This window comes from Megamonas hypermegale (genome assembly GCF_900187035.1).
In the GTDB taxonomy this organism is placed as follows: domain Bacteria; phylum Bacillota; class Negativicutes; order Selenomonadales; family Selenomonadaceae; genus Megamonas; species Megamonas hypermegale.
In genome coordinates this window covers 1,155,736-1,173,428 of record NZ_LT906446.1, presented here as the reverse complement: position 1 = coordinate 1,173,428, position 17,693 = coordinate 1,155,736, and the positions used below count along the sequence as shown (strand labels likewise).

The 17,693-nt window shown below is 30.5% G+C and carries 16 protein-coding genes and 1 CRISPR repeat array; of the genes, 14 read left to right on the top strand and 2 right to left on the bottom strand.

Going from position 1 to position 17,693, the window contains the following annotated elements:
• From cas5b to cas2, 5 genes are all read left to right on the top strand, one after another.
• Complete coding sequence (cas5b, locus tag CKV65_RS05575) at positions 1-819, top strand: type I-B CRISPR-associated protein Cas5b (protein ID WP_027889740.1); 819 nt, start codon at positions 1-3, stop codon at positions 817-819.
• 66 nt (positions 820-885) lie between these two features.
• The gene (locus tag CKV65_RS05570; protein ID WP_027889741.1) at positions 886-3,555 is read left to right on the top strand and encodes a CRISPR-associated helicase/endonuclease Cas3; all 2,670 of its coding nucleotides are present in this window, start codon (positions 886-888) and stop codon (positions 3,553-3,555) included.
• Between the two features lie 19 nt (positions 3,556-3,574).
• Entirely contained in the window at positions 3,575-4,066 is a 492-nt protein-coding gene (locus CKV65_RS05565; RefSeq protein WP_027889742.1) for a CRISPR-associated protein Cas4, read from the top strand.
• Positions 4,067-4,068: 2 nt separating this feature from the next.
• Positions 4,069-5,091, top strand: coding sequence for a type I-B CRISPR-associated endonuclease Cas1b (gene cas1b, locus CKV65_RS05560; protein WP_197695378.1), 1,023 nt, complete (start codon positions 4,069-4,071; stop codon positions 5,089-5,091).
• Positions 5,092-5,094: 3 nt separating this feature from the next.
• A complete protein-coding gene (gene cas2, locus CKV65_RS05555) occupies positions 5,095-5,385 on the top strand; it encodes a CRISPR-associated endonuclease Cas2 (protein ID WP_027889744.1) in 291 nt (96 codons plus the stop codon).
• A 181-nt stretch (positions 5,386-5,566) separates the two neighbouring features.
• Positions 5,567-6,921: direct repeats of the CRISPR family, unit length 30 nt; unit sequence GATTAACAGTAACAAACGTTGTTTTTGAAT.
• 137 nt (positions 6,922-7,058) lie between these two features.
• On the opposite strand, the gene CKV65_RS05550 is transcribed toward cas2, so the two are convergent.
• Both CKV65_RS05550 and CKV65_RS05545 read right to left on the bottom strand, forming a co-directional pair.
• On the bottom strand, positions 7,059-7,532 hold the full coding sequence (locus CKV65_RS05550) for a YbaK/EbsC family protein (RefSeq protein ID WP_479691169.1): 474 nt from the start codon (positions 7,530-7,532) through the stop codon (positions 7,059-7,061).
• Positions 7,533-7,632: 100 nt separating this feature from the next.
• A complete protein-coding gene (locus CKV65_RS05545; RefSeq protein ID WP_027889746.1) occupies positions 7,633-7,836 on the bottom strand; it encodes a DUF1858 domain-containing protein in 204 nt (67 codons plus the stop codon).
• A gap of 156 nt (positions 7,837-7,992) precedes the next feature.
• Here CKV65_RS05545 and CKV65_RS05540 point away from each other — a divergent pair, with 156 nt between their 5' ends.
• From CKV65_RS05540 to murG, 9 genes are all read left to right on the top strand, one after another.
• Positions 7,993-8,793: a prolipoprotein diacylglyceryl transferase gene (locus tag CKV65_RS05540; RefSeq protein WP_027889747.1), complete on the top strand. Its 801-nt coding sequence runs from the start codon at positions 7,993-7,995 to the stop codon at positions 8,791-8,793.
• 21 nt (positions 8,794-8,814) lie between these two features.
• On the top strand, positions 8,815-9,624 hold the full coding sequence (locus tag CKV65_RS05535; RefSeq protein ID WP_027889748.1) for a polysaccharide deacetylase family protein: 810 nt from the start codon (positions 8,815-8,817) through the stop codon (positions 9,622-9,624).
• 109 nt (positions 9,625-9,733) lie between these two features.
• A complete protein-coding gene (gene rsmH / locus CKV65_RS05530; protein ID WP_027889749.1) occupies positions 9,734-10,669 on the top strand; it encodes a 16S rRNA (cytosine(1402)-N(4))-methyltransferase RsmH in 936 nt (311 codons plus the stop codon).
• A gap of 18 nt (positions 10,670-10,687) precedes the next feature.
• Positions 10,688-11,062: a cell division protein FtsL gene (ftsL, locus tag CKV65_RS05525; RefSeq protein ID WP_027889750.1), complete on the top strand. Its 375-nt coding sequence runs from the start codon at positions 10,688-10,690 to the stop codon at positions 11,060-11,062.
• Positions 11,063-11,196: 134 nt separating this feature from the next.
• Positions 11,197-12,690, top strand: coding sequence for a UDP-N-acetylmuramoyl-L-alanyl-D-glutamate--2,6-diaminopimelate ligase (locus tag CKV65_RS05520; RefSeq protein WP_027889751.1), 1,494 nt, complete (start codon positions 11,197-11,199; stop codon positions 12,688-12,690).
• Positions 12,683-14,074, top strand: coding sequence for a UDP-N-acetylmuramoyl-tripeptide--D-alanyl-D-alanine ligase (locus CKV65_RS05515; RefSeq protein ID WP_027889752.1), 1,392 nt, complete (start codon positions 12,683-12,685; stop codon positions 14,072-14,074). The genes CKV65_RS05520 and CKV65_RS05515 overlap by 8 nt, the downstream gene beginning before the upstream one ends.
• The gene (mraY, locus tag CKV65_RS05510) at positions 14,071-15,045 is read left to right on the top strand and encodes a phospho-N-acetylmuramoyl-pentapeptide-transferase (RefSeq protein ID WP_027889753.1); all 975 of its coding nucleotides are present in this window, start codon (positions 14,071-14,073) and stop codon (positions 15,043-15,045) included. Before CKV65_RS05515 ends, mraY begins: the two co-directional genes overlap by 4 nt.
• Before the next feature lie 147 nt (positions 15,046-15,192).
• Entirely contained in the window at positions 15,193-16,557 is a 1,365-nt protein-coding gene (murD, locus tag CKV65_RS05505; RefSeq protein WP_027889754.1) for a UDP-N-acetylmuramoyl-L-alanine--D-glutamate ligase, read from the top strand.
• Between the two features lie 18 nt (positions 16,558-16,575).
• Positions 16,576-17,691, top strand: a complete 1,116-nt coding sequence (murG, locus tag CKV65_RS05500) for an undecaprenyldiphospho-muramoylpentapeptide beta-N-acetylglucosaminyltransferase (RefSeq protein ID WP_027889755.1) — start codon at positions 16,576-16,578, stop codon at positions 17,689-17,691.
• Positions 17,692-17,693: the final 2 nt, after the last annotated feature.

The window sequence follows — 17,693 nt, the reverse complement described above, 5'->3', positions numbered from 1 at the left end:
ATGGAAATTTTAAAATTTAAACTCAGTGGAAAGAGTGCTTTTTTTAAAAAGCCAGAAGTAAATACGTATTGTTATTTCACTTATGGCAATATTCATAGAGTAGCTTTACTAGGTATCTTAGGGGCTATTTTAGGATATAAAGGTTATAGTCAAATGCAAGATATTTTGTCGAATAAAAAGAAAAAAGGCAAATTAGAGCCATCATATCCAGAATTCTATGAGAAACTAAAAGATTTAAAGATTGCTATTTTGCCATTAAATCCTAAAGGTGTTATTACTAAAAAAATACAGATTTTTAATAACTCTGTTGGATATGCTTCCAAAGAACAGGGCGGAAATCTGATTGTAAAAGAACAATGGCTTGAAAATCCTAAATGGGAAATTTGTATTTTGCTAGATTGTGAAGAAGCTATAAAAATCAAAGAAGCTATACAAAATCATAAATGCGAATTTTATCCATATTTAGGAACAAATGACCATTTTGCAGATATCAAGTATTTAGGCGTAGAAGAAGCGAAAACTATAGAAGATGATATGTATAGAATTGATAGTTTTGTCTTTAAGGATGATGTAGATATATTAGATTTAGAAAAAGAAGAATTAGAGGATTGGAAATCTCAAGAAAAACCTATGCCTAAAGGAAATTTTAAATATGAAGAAGCTTTGCCATATAAGATAAATGAAATAACAAATAATTATGAATTTCAAAGATTTATTTATACTGGAAAGTTAGTAGAGTTGCAAGAAGACAGAAAGGTATATCGTATACAAGATAAAAATAAAAAAGAAATAGAAGATAAATACATTATATTTTATTGATTAAGTGTATTTAACTGATTAATGGAAACAAATGTTGTAAAAATTTTTGGCTAGAAGGTGATTAAATTGGATTATAAGATTTTAAATGATTTGATAGAAAATGTAGATAAATATAAAGCACATAGAAAACCTAAAAATGAAGAAGAAAAAGATGGTGAACAAATATATGAAACATTATTAGAACATACAAGAAGAACAGAACGTTGTTTTAATGAATTTTGGAAAGCAAAAAAATGTGATGATGTTTTAGATAGATTTTGCGATGTTTTATGGCAAGACAAAGTGATAAAGAAAAAAGATATAGAAGAAGCTAAGATTATATTAAAGGAAATGATAGAAGCCATTCCAATTTTTCATGATTTAGGAAAAATTAATCCGAATTTTCAAATTGAAAAAATGGAAAATAAAGAGATTATTAAAGACAAAAATTTTATAGGAACAAAACATTCCTTTATTTCAGCGATATTATATTTATCGTATTTTAGAAATAACATAATGAAAAAAATAAAAGGGAGAAAAATAAAAGGTCTACTTAAAGAGTTTATATTATATCATGCATATATTATAGAAAGACACCACAGCGGTATAAATAAAATTAATGATTTTATTGGAAAAATTAATTTTAAGATAAATAATAATAGTGAACAAGTAATTAAAGAGTTACCGATTAGTAAATTAATAGAAGCTATAACAAAAAGTAAAATATATTTGAATGATTTATCTTTAGAGGAAGGTGATACTGATATTATAATTGCATCATTTGAAGATACAAAATTCATGAATAAAAATGGTAAACAACGAAATAGAGAACAAGGAATATATATTTGCATTTATATAAGATGGTTATATTCTTTGTTAGTTGCAAGTGATTATTATGCGACTTCAGAATTTATGAATAATGGTTCTTTTAATGAAGTTGAAGATTTAAATAATGTTCAAGATTGGATAAATATTTATGAGAATACAGGTTTAATGGAAAGTATTCGTAAATATCAAAATGAAATTTATCCTATGTCTATAGAGAATTTAAATAAAGCTACAAATATAAATATATTACGCAGTGAAATTTTTTGTGAAGCTGAAGAACAAATAAAAAATAATTATCAAGAAAATATATTTTATTTAGAAGCTCCTACTGGCAGTGGAAAAAGTAATACAGCAATGAATTTAAGTTTTAAATTGATGTCTTTGAATAAAGACTTATGTAAGATTTTTTGGATTTATCCTTTTAATACTTTAGTAGAACAAAACTTAGATACATTGGAAAATATTTTTGGAAAGAAAGAGAATATTATTTCAAAAATTGCTGTAATAAATTCATTGACACCGATAAAATTAAAACATGTAGATTGTAAGGGAAATACAATATCTGAAAATGATGAAGCTGATGAGAATAGTGAAAAAAGTGTTTATAGACAATTTTTATTAGATAGGCAATTTTTAAATTATCCTATGATTTTATCAACACATGTTAGTTTATTTAATACTATATTTGGAGAAAGTCAACAAAATTTATTCGGTTTTTATCAATTAATAAATAGTGTGATAGTACTAGATGAAATTCAAAGCTATAAAAATAGTATATGGACAGAAATAATATGTTTTTTGAAACCATTAGCAAAGTTATTTAATATGAAAATTATTATTATGTCAGCTACATTACCTAATTTAGATAGATTATCGCAAGGTCAATCAGAAGCAATATTTTTACTGAAAGATTCTAATAAATTTTTTAAAACAGATTGTTTTAAAAATCGTGTTCAATTAAATTATGATTTATTAGATAATCAATCTGATGATAAATTTGTTCAACTAAAAGAACACTTAAAGCAATATTTAGATAAAAATAAGAAAATTCTAATTGAATTTATAAAGAAGCGAACTGCTAATGATTTTTGGATGAATTTGGTAGAAGATGAGTATTTTGCAGAAAAAAATATAAAAATTGAGTATTTATCTGGTGATGATAGTTTAGCTGAACGTAAAAGAATTTTAGATGAAGTAAAGAATACAAAAAAAACTATAATCTTGATAGCAACGCAAGTTATAGAAGCTGGTGTGGATTTAGATATGGATATTGGTTATAAAAATATATCTAAGTTAGATAGTGAAGAACAATTCATAGGTAGAATAAATCGTTCATGTAAAAGAAAGGGAATAACATATTTCTTTAAGATTGATGATGCTAAAACTATTTATAAAAATGATATTAGAGTAGATAGTGAATTTACGGTAGAAGAAGAAAATATGAGAGAAATTCTTATTAATAAAAATTTTGGTGATTATTATAATAAAATTTTAGATGTAACTAAAAAGAATAATAAAGCAACTTTTAAAGATTTTTTAGAGAATATAGCTGATTTAAATTATGAACGTATTGCTAAGAATATGAAATTAATTGATGAAAATAAAAATATAGTACAGGTTTATTTAGCAAGAACGATTAAAGATGTTAATGGAAACGTAATAAATGGTAAAGAAATTTGGCAACAATATATAAATTTATTGAAAATGAGATATTCTATGGATTATGCAGAGTGGAAAGTAAATATGTCTATAATAACAAGTAAAATGAATTATTTTATATATCAAGTCAATAAAGCAAATTTAGAATTAAAGGAATATAATGATAAAATGGGTAATATAATTTATATAGAAGATGGAGATAAATATTTTAAAAAAGATAAATTTAATAGAGAGATGTTGCAAGGTGTTGGAGGTATAGATTTTATATGAGATAAAGAAGGTATCAAAAATGAAAGTGAACGGAACTTTGATGAATTATTATATTCATTGTCCTAGGCAATGTTATTTATTTGGAAATCGGATAAATTTGGAAGATAATAGTGAAGATGTAAAGATTGGAAAGGTACTTCATGAAGAAAGGGCAGAAGATAAGAATACAGAAATAGCTTTAGGAAATATTAAATTAGACAAATTGACTAAGGAATATCTGATAGAAGTTAAAAAATCTGATGCTGATGTTGAAGCTTGTAAATGGCAATTACTGTTATATTTGAAAATATTGAAAGATAAAGGAATTGTGCGGAAAGGAAAATTAGAATTCATTGAAAAGAAAAAGACTCCTAAAAAAACAATGATTTTAGAATTAACTCCAGAGTTAGAAATTATATTAGAAAAACATGTAAAAGCCATTGATGAATTATTAAAATGTGATGAAGTACCACCGGTTTTAGACAAAAGTAGTTGTAAAAAATGTGCATATTATGAGTATTGTTATATTTAGATTTGTTCGGAGAAAGACGTGATATTATGGGCAATACAAAATGTATTACATCTATGGGAGAATTGAGCAGAAAAGATAATTCATTGTATTTTAAAAATGATAAAAGGCATTCACATATTCCTGTAGAAAATATTAAAGAAATTTATTGTTTTAATGAAGTGAGTATTAATAGTAAATTATTGGATTTTTTGGCACAGAAAAATATAATAGTTCATTTCTTTAATTATTATGGTAATTATAGTGGTACTTTTTATCCAAGAAAAAAATATATGAGCGGGAAATTGTTAGTGAAGCAAGTCGAAAAATTTAATACAGACCGTTTGACTGTAGCAAGAGCGATTGTAAAAGGAATTGGTATTAATATTTATGAAGTGCTGTATCACTATTATAAGCATGATAAAAAAGAGGTAAAAGAAATATTAGATTGGATAAAAACACAATTTTATTCAGCTGTAAATGAAGTAAAATCTATACCAGAATTAATGGCTTTTGAAGGCGATTTATGGCTTAGATTTTATAGTACATTTAAATATTTTTTACCTGAAGATTTTGTTATGAACAAACGAGTAAAAAGACCACCAGATAATCCTATAAATGCATTGATATCTTTTGGCAATACTTTATTATATACAAAAACAATATCAGCTATTTACAGAACGCATTTAGACCAGAGAATAAGCTTTTTGCATGAGCCATTAGAAGGACGATTTTCTTTGAGTTTGGATATTAGTGAAGTTTTTAAGCCAGCTATTGTATTTAAAACTATTTTTGATTTGGTAAATAATAGAAAAATACGAGTAGAAAAGCATTTTGAAAGAAAAGTAAATTATTGCATATTAAATGAAGAAGGCAGAAATATATTTTTAGAAGCTTTTCAAAAACGCATGGAAATGGTAATGCAACATCCAAAGTTGAAAAGAAAAACATCATATCATTCAATGTTAAAAATAGATTGTTATAAGTTAATAAAATTTATCACAGAAGATAAGGAGTTTGTACCATATTCATTGAAAGCGGGATATTGATAGATGCGCAAAAAAATAAATTATAATTATGCTTTTGTGTTTTACGATGTAAATGAGAAGAGAGTGCAAAAGGTATTTAAGATATGTAAAAAATATTTATCACATTTTCAAAACTCGGTATTTAGAGGAGAAATAACACCATCAAAATTAATGAAATTAAAATTGGAACTACAAAAAGTTATAGTAGATGAAGAAGATTTTGTTTGCATAATAAAGTTAATGAATGATGATGTATTTGGTGAAGAGTTTATAGGTAAAAAAGATGTAGAAACTGGAGAAAGTTTGTTTTTATAGACTAAATTTTACCAGGCATAAAAATAAGCATATGCCAATAAACCCTTATAAATAAAAGCGTTATGGCTCATTTCTTTCATTGGAAAGATAAATGCATTATGCCTGGTAAATTTTACTTAGAATGTTGAAATGTCAAGGTTTTTGAGCTATATTATAAAATATAAAGTCTTTAAAGACGAGGGATTAACAGTAACAAACGTTGTTTTTGAATACGCTTGCTTGCATATATGGGTATTCGATAGATTGGATTAACAGTAACAAACGTTGTTTTTGAATATAAAACTTCCAGTTATAAATAATTTACTGTTTTCTATGATTAACAGTAACAAACGTTGTTTTTGAATTTTACAATCGCTTGTGTGTCGATTACTGTTTGCATAGATTAACAGTAACAAACGTTGTTTTTGAATGAAGCTCATCTCTAAACATATTTTTTGTAACTGCGGATTAACAGTAACAAACGTTGTTTTTGAATGGAGCATACAAGTCTGCACCTGCCATTCGTGGCTGAGATTAACAGTAACAAACGTTGTTTTTGAATTCGAGTATTGTTAGTTTTCCAAACTTTTTATTTATTAGATTAACAGTAACAAACGTTGTTTTTGAATATAAACTTCATCATGTTTCCTGTTGTTCCATTTGTAGATTAACAGTAACAAACGTTGTTTTTGAATATGAATGTAAATAATAATATTTATAGGCTATAGCTTCTGATTAACAGTAACAAACGTTGTTTTTGAATGGAACTAAATGAACAAGAACGAAACACAATGCTACAGATTAACAGTAACAAACGTTGTTTTTGAATGCTGTATCAAGTGGCTTTGAATTCGGCAAAACTTGCGATTAACAGTAACAAACGTTGTTTTTGAATAGGAGTTAAGAAAAGACATCGGCTTAAGTCAAACAGGATTAACAGTAACAAACGTTGTTTTTGAATTGAAATAACACCTCTCTTTAATTTTATACTGTTTATGATTAACAGTAACAAACGTTGTTTTTGAATTAAATATTAAATGCAATTTTGGCGGATTTTAAAACGGATTAACAGTAACAAACGTTGTTTTTGAATGCTATTACATGGAGTAAAGAAAAATTCGTGGATGACGATTAACAGTAACAAATGTTGTTTTTGAATATGGTAGTATTTAGTTTTATCTAGCCAATAAAAATTGATTAACAGTAACAAATGTTGTTTTTGAATGACGGTGAAAAGTTTATTATTCCAATAACACCGCGCACCGATTAACAGTAACAAATGTTGTTTTTGAATAAAATATGAGCATTTAATAATGTATATATATAAAATGATTAACAGTAACAAATGTTGTTTTTGAATACAAGAGGGTGATTTTTTATAATAGTTTTATCGGGATTAACAGTAACAAATGTTGTTTTTGAATAGGAACACCATAAGAAATTGGGAACTTGGAATAAGAAATTAATAGTAACAAATGTTGTTTTTGAATTGTTAATATTTGATATGTTAATGACTGATGAAAATTAGATTAATAGTAACAAACGTTGTTTTTAAATCTCCAACGAACCTGATAAGTATTTTTACTGCCTAGTTGCGATTAATAGTAATAAAGTTGTTTTTGAATAAAAAATAAACTGGTATTATTTATACCAGTTTAAAATTAATAAATATTGTTTTTAAATGAAGTTTTATATTAATTTTTGCTTATATCTATCCATTCGATAGCTTTAGAATATTTTTCAAGCTCTGGAATAGTTAATTTTATGGCACTGTTTCGGCTACCACAGGCTGGATAAACGATATCAAATCGTTTTAGGGATATATCAAGATATACTTTTACGCCATCTTTTGGTGCAAATGGGCAAACGCCACCGATTGGAAAACCGGTATAGGTTTCTACCTCATCACCTTTTAACATCGTAGCTTTTTTGTGAAATTTTTCTTTAAATTTATGATTATCTATTCGTACATCACCAGCCATTACCACTAAAATTGCAGTATCGTTTAATTTGAATGACATTGTTTTAGCGATACGTGCTTCTTCGCAATTTAATGTTTGAGCAGCTTCAGAAACAGTTGCGCTAGAAGTTGGAAATTCCATGACTTTATCTTCCATATTAAATTGTTTAAAATATGCTTTTACCTTATCAATTGACAAAATAATCATTCCTTTATTGTGTTTTTGTTGTAATATTGTAAACAATATGATATCATGTAAAAAATAAAAAAGCCACTGACAAAAAAGTCAGTGGCATATTTTATGGAAATTAAGCTTCTTTATTAACTACAGCGTTTAAGTCTTCCATGAGCTGGTCAACGTCGATACCGTGAGCAGTAGCACCTTGTTCAATATTTTCAAAATGAGCAGCAGCACAACCGAGGCAACCCATACCAGCATTTATAAATACTTCTACAGTTTCAGGATAGTTGCTTACAACTTCCATGATACCCATGTCTTTAGTTAAAGTCATTTAAAAGTCTCCTTCTATAAATAATTTATTTACATGGGAATTATATCATATTTTATTAAGTTTGGATATACTAATTGATAAATTTTATAGTTAGAGTTAAAATAAGTAACTGTGCAAAAAAAGTTAATAGCAAGGAGTTAAAGAAGGTTTTGGAATATGGATTTTATAGCTTTTTCGTGGAATAGTGTAAATGTATATTGGTATGGTATCGTAATGGCAGTAGCTGTAATTTTAGGATTAGCGATTAGCTGGATTAATGTATGGCTACATAAAGAAAACTTCGATATCATAATCAAAATCATGGTTTGGGGTATTCCTTGCAGTATTGTAGGCGCTAGAATTGTTTATGTAATGCAAAATATGGATTATTTTAGTAAGAATTTAAGCGAGATTTTTTGTTTATGGCAAGGTGGATTATCTATATATGGTGCATTACTTGTATTTTTTGCCGTTTGTGCTATCTGTTTAAAGGTCAATCAAATGCAAATTTTATATTGGTTGGATTTAATTATGCCAGCTATTGTTTTTGGTTTAGTTATCTTGCAGATAACAAATTTTATGATGCAATTTTCAGTAGGAACGCCGCTCAGTGTAGATATTCCAAATGACCATACCCCTGCAGAGTATATTGAATATAAATATAGACCATCTGGTTTTGAAGGATATTTATATTTTCAACCAGTTGCTTTTTATCAGGCAGCGATTAATTTTGGTATTTTTATTTTGACAGTGCTTTTAACATTGATAAATCGATTTTTTAAATTATTGAGTAACGGAACGATTTTTTTATTGGCATTGTTCTTGATTGCATTATCTCGTTTTTATTTGGGGTTTATGTATTTGAGTGTAGATAAAGATGTTATTTTATATCCAGTGCAGTGGATAGCATTGCTTGTAATGATAGTTACTGTTATATTTTATATAGGAAATAAATATCGTCGAGCAAAAAGATTTTAAGGAAAGAGAGTAGAAAAATTCATGCTAAAGAAAAGTATTTGGTATAAGCTGATTTTAGTTGTAATGGTTTTATGTTTACCACTATTGGTGTCGAGTCCTAAAATTGTGCCAGCATCAGCGGCTGAAAATGAAGATAATATATCAATTACCGTTTTAAATTATCATAAAATAGATGATATGAATATATCCTTATCTGTTTTGCCTGCTGATTTTGATAGACAAATGGCTTATTTAAAGGAACATGGATATAATACCATCAATAGCCAACAGTTATATGATTATTTATCAAATGGGGCAGAACTTCCGCCTAATCCTATAATGATAACTTTCGATGATGGTTATGAAGATAATTATGTCAATGCTTATCCAATTTTACAAAAATATGGTTTTACTGGCACGATTTTTGTCATAACGGATTTTGTAAGTGCACAGCCAAATTATTTGACTTGGGACCAGATTAAAGAAATGAAAGCTCATGGCATGGATTTTCAGTCACATACAGCAACTCATCAATCAATGACAGGACTTAGTGAAGATCAACTTCGTACAGAACTTGTCAAATCTAAGCAGACACTCGACCAACAGTTAAATCAAAATACATTATTTATAGCTTATCCAACAGGTACGTATAATTTATATATTGCAAAATTAGTTGATGAAGCAGGTTATAAAGGTGCATTTACAATTAAATATGGCAATATAGATAAGGATAGTAATATTTATGCATTGGAACGTGTGCCTATTTTCCATACGGAAAATACTTTCTTATCATTCTATGAAAGAATGCATTATATTCCTGTTTTTGAACGTTTAGGTTGGTATAAAAGCTAATGATTTTAGTGTAGAAAAGTATTTTCTATTGAAATAAATTTTAATGCCTGTTAAAATTATATAAATAATTATTATTTATATATAAGGAATTTAGAGATGTGGTGAGTTAGTGGAATTTGAACATATCAGTGTTCTGCCAAATGAAGTTATTGAAGGATTGAACATAAAACCAGATGGAATTTATGTGGATTGTACTTTAGGGGGCGCAGGTCATTCTTCGCGAATAGCTGAAAGATTGAGTGAAAAAGGTCATTTAATCGGGATTGACCAAGACGATGATGCTATAAAAGCAGCAACACAGAGATTAAGTCAGTATAAATGTAAAATAGATATTGTTCATAGTAATTTCAAAGATTTAGAACAAGTTTTAAATGATTTGAATATAGAATTTGTCGATGGGTTTTTATTCGATTTAGGCGTTTCCTCTTATCAGTTAGATGAAGCGGAACGAGGTTTTTCATATATGCATGATGCTGAATTAGATATGCGTATGGATACGACAGCAAAATTTTCAGCATATAATGTAGTCAATGAATATGATGAAGAAAAATTAAATTATATTTTTAAGACTTATGGAGAAGAACGCTGGGCAAAACGAATTGCACAGTTTATCGTGCAGTATCGTAGAGAAAAACCGATTGAAACAACAGGACAGCTAGTGGATATTATTAGAAGAGCAATACCTGCGGCTGTGCGAAAAAAAGCTACAGGACATCCAGCAAAGCGAATTTTCCAAGCCATTAGAATTGAAGTAAATAATGAGCTTGGTATATTGGAAGAAACATTTCACACGGCTGTTAATCATTTAAATAGTGGTGGTAGAATAGCCGTTATAACTTTCCATTCTTTAGAAGATAGAATTACTAAAAATGCATTCAAAGAAATGGCAAGAGGTTGTATCTGTCCACCGCATTTGCCAATTTGTGTATGCCATCATAAAGCACAGATAAAACTTTGTGGCAAAGCTATTAAGCCATCTATGGAAGAAATGGAGAAAAATTCGCGTTCAAAAAGTGCTAAATTGAGGATAGCTGAGAGATTATAATTTCAGGAGGGATAAATTATGTTAGCGCAGCGTAAAGAGTCCGAATGGGAGAATGTGCAAGCATTACCAAAGAAGAATAAAATTAGAAAAACAGTTAAACAGAGAAGGCAGGAAAAGAATTTGAATAATGCGCTGCGTACTAGATGTATGATATTGTTTGCTATTACTACAATAATGGCAGTCTTTTTCATTTTGCGTAGTGGGGTAGCTGCAAGTGAAGCTTATCAACTCAATCAAATGAAAAGACAGGCAACAGTTTTAGAAACGGAAAATTCTAGATTACATTTAGAAATAGCTCATTTAAAATCTCCTGAAAGAATTCAGCAAATAGCACAACAAGAATTGGGTATGATTTTGCCAGATAAATTTTTCTTCTCAAATACGAGTAATTAATGATTAAGCCATATTTTCTTTGAAAAAAGAATTTATGGCTTAATTTTTTTGTTATATACATTAATACATAAGTGAGCTATAATATAGGTTGATTTATATAGTCATTAAGAATAATAGTTTTGGGAGGATACAAAATGACCATTGAACAGCTGGTGTCTGTATTAAAAGATGTAGAAGTATTGGGAGATACAAGTAAAGAAATTGAATTCATCGCGCATGATTCGCGTCGTGTACGAAAAAACACTTTATTTGTATGTATTTCCGGTACCAGAGTAGATGGAAATAAATTCATTCCGCAAGCTGTTGACGCAGGAGCATGCGCTGTTATGACAGAAAAAGATGTAACAGTTCCAGAAGGGATTACTGTTATAAAGGTAAAAAACATTCATAAAGCCATGGAACTTTGTGTACCATATTTCTGGGGCTATCCGGGTAAAAAAATGCGCATGATTGGTGTGACTGGAACAAACGGCAAAACAAGCAGTACGTATATGTTGCGTGATATTTTGCGCAATGCTGGCTATAAAGTTGGCGTTATCGGCACAATTAAAATCATGATTGAAGACGAAGAGTTGCCAATTCATAATACAACTCCTGATGTAATTGATTTGCAAGAAACTTTAGCTAAGATGTATGAAAAAGGCATGGATTATGTTGTGATGGAAGTTTCTTCTCATGCGCTTGATATGAACCGTGTAGCAGGTTGTGAATATGATACAGCAATATTTACAAATTTAACCCAAGACCATTTGGATTATCATAAAACAATGGAAAATTATGCTTTAGCAAAAGCTAAATTATTTGATAGCTTATCTGCACCAGATTTAGTGAAAACAGGTAAAACAGCTGTCATCAATATTGATGATGAACTGGGCAGTAAGACAATGATTGAACATACAAAATGTGATTTGATTACGTACGGTATAAAACATAAAGATGCTACTTTAAAAGCTGAAAATGTAGAAATAAAGGCATCTGGTGCTTCTTTTGAAGTAGAATATAATAATGAAGTTATGCATTTTGATTTAAAAGTTACAGGTATGTTCAATGTGTATAATATTTTAGGTGTAATTGGTGCAGCTTTGGCAGAACATATCAATCCTGCTATCATAAAAGAAACCTTAGAAAATTTTGAATCTGTAGCTGGTCGTTTTGAATTAGTTCGTCAAGGACAAGATTTCAGCGTAATTGTCGATTATGCGCATACACCAGATGGTTTAGAAAATGTGCTTAAGACAGCGCGCGAAATCGCTAAAAAACGTTTAATCGTTGTATTTGGTTGCGGTGGTGACCGTGATAGAACAAAACGTCCAATTATGGGACGCATTGCAGCACAGCTTGCTGATGTCGTAATCGCTACATCAGACAATCCACGCACTGAAGACCCAGAATTTATTTTGTCAGAAGTAGAAGCTGGTGTGCTTCCAGCATTACATGGTAATTTCCATGAAAAAATTACAGATAGAAGACACGCTATCTTCCGTGCTATTGAATTGGCACAAAAAGATGATATCGTTTTAATAGCTGGTAAAGGTCATGAAAATTATCAGATTTTAAAAACAGGAACAATTCATTTTGATGATAAAGAAGTTGCAATTGAAGCGATTAGGGGGAAATTAAATGGCTGATTTTCAATTTACTTTGACACAAGTTATGCAAGTAACTAATGCTGTTTTGAAGAAGATAACTTCAGCATCAATTTTTGGCGGTGTTACAACTGATACGAGAAAAGTTGAAGAAGGTATGTTGTTCGTAGCGCTTAAAGGTGAAAAATTTGATGGACATGATTTTATTGCTGAAGCAGCTAAAAAAGGTGCAATCGGTGCTATTGTAAATAAAGATTATGATGTATCAAGACTTGAAGATGTAGAAATTGATATTTTAGCTGTTAATGATACGCTCAAAGCATATCAGGATTTAGCAAAATTATGGCGCAGTAAATTTTCTATTCCAGTGATTGGTATAACAGGCTCTAATGGTAAGACAACTACAAAAGATTTAACTGCTGCTGTACTTTCTGGTAAATGGAATGTGTTAAAAACACAAGCAAATTTCAACAATGAAATAGGCTTGCCTATGACTTTATTACAGCTCAATAAATCATACGATGTTGCTGTTGTAGAAATGGGCATGCGCGGACTCGGTCAAATAAAATTATTGACAGATATTGCTAAACCAACAATAGGTGTTATCACAAATGTTGGTGAAACTCATATGGAACTTTTAGGTTCTATAGAAAATATCGCTAAAGCAAAAAGTGAAATGGCACAGGCAATTGAAATTGATGGTAAAGTCGTTTTAAATGCTGATGATGAACATGTAGCTAAAATGCACGAAGTTACAAAAGCACGTCCTATATATTTTGGAATAAATCATGCGGCTGATGTAAAAGCTTTCAATGTTAAAACTGTAGGCGAAGGCAAGACAGAATTTGATGCATTTATAGGCGAAAATATGGCACATTTTACACTTAATATGCTTGGCATTCACAATGTATATAATTGCTTAGCTGCTTTAGCTGTAGGATATGCTTGTGGCCTTACAATTGAAGAAATGCAAAAAGGTTTAGCTTCCTTTAAACCGACTGCTATGCGCTTTGAATATAAAAAAGTTGGCGATTTCAACGTAATCAACGACGCATATAATGCTAGCCCAATGTCTACAAAAGCTGCATTGAGCAATTTAGCAAAAGTAACTGATGGACGTAAAATTCTTGTCATGGGTGATATGTTTGAACTCGGCAGTGTAGAAGTAAAAGCACATGAAGATATAGCTGTTCAAGCAAAAGAAGCTGGCGTATCCATAATCGTTACAAGAGGTACGCTCACTCAAAATACTGCACGTAAAGCACGTGAAATCGGTATACCAGAAGTTTATGAATGTGCAAATCATGAAGAAGCAGTTGCAACACTGAAAAAAGTATTGCAGAAAGATGATACTGTATTATTTAAAGGCTCTCATGGCATGCATATGGAAAAAATAATTGAATTACTGGAGAATGAATATAAATGATGGATATTTTTAATATCAATATGTTTGGGGCAGCAATTGCTGCTGCCCTCATAGTATTAGTTATGGGTCCTTTTTTAATACCTGAATTACATAAATTAAAATTTGGACAAAGTATTCGTGAAGAAGGCCCAAAAAGTCATCAGGTAAAATCTGGTACACCTACTATGGGCGGTATCATGATTATTGCTGGTATTACTATAGCGACTTTGATTTTTGCTGATTTAACTATTGAAATGGGCTTAGCTTTATTTGTTATGCTCGGTCATTTCGTATTAGGATTTTTAGATGATTATATTAAAGTAGTTTTAAAACGCAATCTTGGTCTTAAAGCAAAGCAAAAATTTTTGGGACAACTTGTCATTGCATTAATCGTAACGTATATAGGTGTAAATTATACAGGCCTTACACAAGATGTATGGATACCATTTATCGGTAAATCATATGATATTGGCTGGTTTTATTATGTACTTGTAATCGGTGTGCTTGTTGGTACGACAAACGCTGTTAATTTAACTGATGGACTTGATGGCTTGGCTGCAGGTTCAATGGCTGTAGCTTCACTCGGTTTTGTAGCTGTTTGCTTGTATTTTGGCAAAATCAATTTAGCTATTTTTAGTTTTGCTTGTTTCGGTGCTTGCGTAGCCTTTTTGAAATTTAATTATCATCCTGCAAAAGTATTCATGGGTGATACAGGCTCTTTAGCGCTCGGTGGTGTTTTGGCGGCACTTGGCATTTTAACTAAAACAGAATTATTGCTTATCATCTTGGGTGGTTTATTCGTTATTGAAACTTTATCTGTTATAATCCAAGTAACTTCATTTAAAACAACAGGTAAACGTGTATTTTTAATGAGTCCTATTCATCATCATTTTGAACTTAAAGGTTGGTCTGAAACACGTGTAGTATGGAGCTTCTGGACAGCAGAACTCGTATTTTGTGTATTGGCTATGCTCACATTGCATTTTAGCTAGATTAATGAATTATTTTGTTATTATATGATTGATTAACAATAATATATCATTTGACGTTGATTAAAGGCATGGATAAGTAATATTATTATAAAAGTGTATTTTGAATATCTGATATAATTAAATAAAATTTTTCGAGGTAGATAAAAAATGGATTTGACTGGTAAAAAAGTTATTGTAGTTGGTGCTGGTATCAGTGGTTTTGCAGCTGCTAAATTGGCCAAAAAACTCGGTGCTACTGTAATCATGAGCGATGCAAATGAAAATGTAGACCAAAAACATGATTTAAAACCACTTAGAGATGCAGGAGTAGAAATAGTATTAGGCAAACAGACAGAAGCTTTATTTAAAGATGCAGATTTAGTGATTATTTCTCCTGCTGTACCGCGTCACATTCCTATTTTTGAAAAAGTAGGACAGAGTGTGCCAATCATAAGTGAAGTTGAATTTGCTTATAAATTAGCTAAAGCACCTATTTTTGCTGTAACAGGTACAAACGGCAAGACGACAACAACAATGTTATTGGGCGAACTTATGAAAACTATTTACGGTAAAAATAATGTCGGTGTAGGTGGTAATATTGGTACACCGCTTTGTGAAGAATGCTATCGCATCGGTGAAGATGGTTGTATCGTAGCAGAAATTTCCAGTTATCAAATGGAAGCTTCCAGTGAATTTACAACAAAAGGTGCGGCTATTTTAAATGTTACACCAGACCATTTAGCTCGTCATAAAACAATGGATGTTTATCAGGCAGAAAAAGAAAAAGTATTCGCTCATCATACGAAAGATGATTTTCTCGTATTGAATTATGATGATGAACGCACTCGCTCCATGGCACAACGTGCTAAAAGCACCATTTGCTTTTTCAGCAGTAGCCAGGAATTAGAGGAAGGTGCATTTGTTAAAGATGGACAACTTGTAATTCGTTGGCATGGCATGTTGCATGCAATTTGCAAAGTAGATGAAATGCAGATAAAAGGTGCTCATAATATTGAAAATGCACTTGCAGCAGTATCACTTGCATTTTTAGCAGGTGGCGATACAGTTAAAATGGCACAAGTATTAAAAGATTTTGCTCCAGTAGAACATCGTATTGAACCGGTTAGAACTTTAAACGGTGTAACTTACTACAATGATTCTAAAGCAACAAATCCAGAAGCAGCTAATAAAGCTATTGGCACATTTGAACATATTATTTTGATTGCTGGTGGCGATGATAAAAAGACACCGCTTGATGAATTTTATGCACTTGTAAATGAACATGTAGATAAATTGATTTTAGTAGGCGATGCTACAGCTCGTTTTGAAGCAGAAGCTTTAAAACATAAATATCCAGCTGTAAATATCTATAAAGCAGGTTATTCAATGGAAAAAGCTGTAGAATTAGCACATGATATGGCAAAAGCACCACAAGTAGTACTTTTATCTCCAGCTTGTGCAAGTTTTGATATGTACGATGGTTATGAAGCTCGTGGTCGTGATTTCAAACGTATCGTAAATGAATTGAAATAAATCGAAAGAGGAAAATAGATGAGAATAATTGTATCCGGTGGTGGCACAGGTGGTCATATTTATCCGGCAATTACTTTGATAAATAATATAAAAAAATTAGTACCTGATGCAGAATTTTTGTATGTAGGTACAAAAAAAGGTTTAGAAGCGGATATTATACCACGTGAAAAAATTCCTTTTGCCACATTAGAAATAAGTGGTTTTGAACGCCATTTGACTATGAAAAATTTTGCTGTTTTAGGCAAAGCTTTAGGAAGTATGGTCAAAGCGCGTCAAATAGTTAAAAGTTTTAAACCAGATGTTGCTGTAGGTACTGGCGGTTATGTATGTGGTCCTATTTTAATGGCTTCAGCACTTATGGGAGTGCCAGCACTCATACAGGAACAAAATGCAATACCTGGTGTTACTAATAAAATTTTAGCTAAATTTGTAAATAAAATAGCTGTTGGTTATGAACGCGCTGCTAAACATTTTTCTGCTGAAAAAACAGTTTTTACAGGCAATCCAATTCGTGATGATATCTTATTGAGCACACGCGATGAAGGACTTATGGAATTTTCCTTAGACCCGTCTAAAAAAACTGTCTTAGTTTCAGGTGGTAGCCGTGGAGCGCATAGCATTAATAAAGCAATGCTAGAAGTTCATAAACATTTTGCTAATAATTACCGCGTGCAAATCATGCATGTTACAGGCAAAACAGAATATGATTTTGTAATCGATGGCTTGGAAAAAATGGGCATTGATTGGCAGAAGACGGATAATCTTTCAGTATATCCATATTTGTATGATATGCCAAAAGCTTTGGCAGCAGCTGATATAGCTGTTTTCCGTGCTGGAGCTACAAGCCTTGCTGAACTTACAGCGCGTGGTGTACCTTCTGTTTTAATTCCATATCCATTTGCAGCAGAAAATCATCAAGAATTCAATGCGCGTGAATTGGAAAAAAATGGCGCTAGTAAAGTTATTTTAAATAAAGATTTAACTGGCGAAAAATTGATTAAAACATTAGAAGAAATGTTATCTAGCGAAAATAAGTTACAAGAAATGGCTGAAGCTAGTCGCAATATGGGTAAACCAAATGCAGCTCAGACTATAGCTGAAATGATTGTAGATTTAGCTAGAAATAAAAGATAAAT

Excerpts from the sequence above, each read along its gene's own strand:
- CKV65_RS05565 (WP_027889742.1), top strand. The coding sequence starts at position 3,575 with ATGAAAGTGAACGGAACTTTGATGAATTATTATATTCATTGTCCTAGG.
- murD (WP_027889754.1), top strand. The coding sequence starts at position 15,193 with ATGGATTTGACTGGTAAAAAAGTTATTGTAGTTGGTGCTGGTATCAGT.
- cas5b (WP_027889740.1), top strand. The coding sequence starts at position 1 with ATGGAAATTTTAAAATTTAAACTCAGTGGAAAGAGTGCTTTTTTTAAA.
- ftsL (WP_027889750.1), top strand. The coding sequence starts at position 10,688 with ATGTTAGCGCAGCGTAAAGAGTCCGAATGGGAGAATGTGCAAGCATTA.
- CKV65_RS05515 (WP_027889752.1), top strand. The coding sequence starts at position 12,683 with ATGGCTGATTTTCAATTTACTTTGACACAAGTTATGCAAGTAACTAAT.
- murG (WP_027889755.1), top strand. The coding sequence starts at position 16,576 with ATGAGAATAATTGTATCCGGTGGTGGCACAGGTGGTCATATTTATCCG.
- cas2 (WP_027889744.1), top strand. The coding sequence starts at position 5,095 with ATGCGCAAAAAAATAAATTATAATTATGCTTTTGTGTTTTACGATGTA.
- CKV65_RS05550 (WP_479691169.1), bottom strand. The coding sequence starts at position 7,532 with ATGATTATTTTGTCAATTGATAAGGTAAAAGCATATTTTAAACAATTT.
- CKV65_RS05540 (WP_027889747.1), top strand. The coding sequence starts at position 7,993 with ATGGATTTTATAGCTTTTTCGTGGAATAGTGTAAATGTATATTGGTAT.
- CKV65_RS05520 (WP_027889751.1), top strand. The coding sequence starts at position 11,197 with ATGACCATTGAACAGCTGGTGTCTGTATTAAAAGATGTAGAAGTATTG.
- CKV65_RS05535 (WP_027889748.1), top strand. The coding sequence starts at position 8,815 with ATGCTAAAGAAAAGTATTTGGTATAAGCTGATTTTAGTTGTAATGGTT.
- CKV65_RS05545 (WP_027889746.1), bottom strand. The coding sequence starts at position 7,836 with ATGACTTTAACTAAAGACATGGGTATCATGGAAGTTGTAAGCAACTAT.
- mraY (WP_027889753.1), top strand. The coding sequence starts at position 14,071 with ATGATGGATATTTTTAATATCAATATGTTTGGGGCAGCAATTGCTGCT.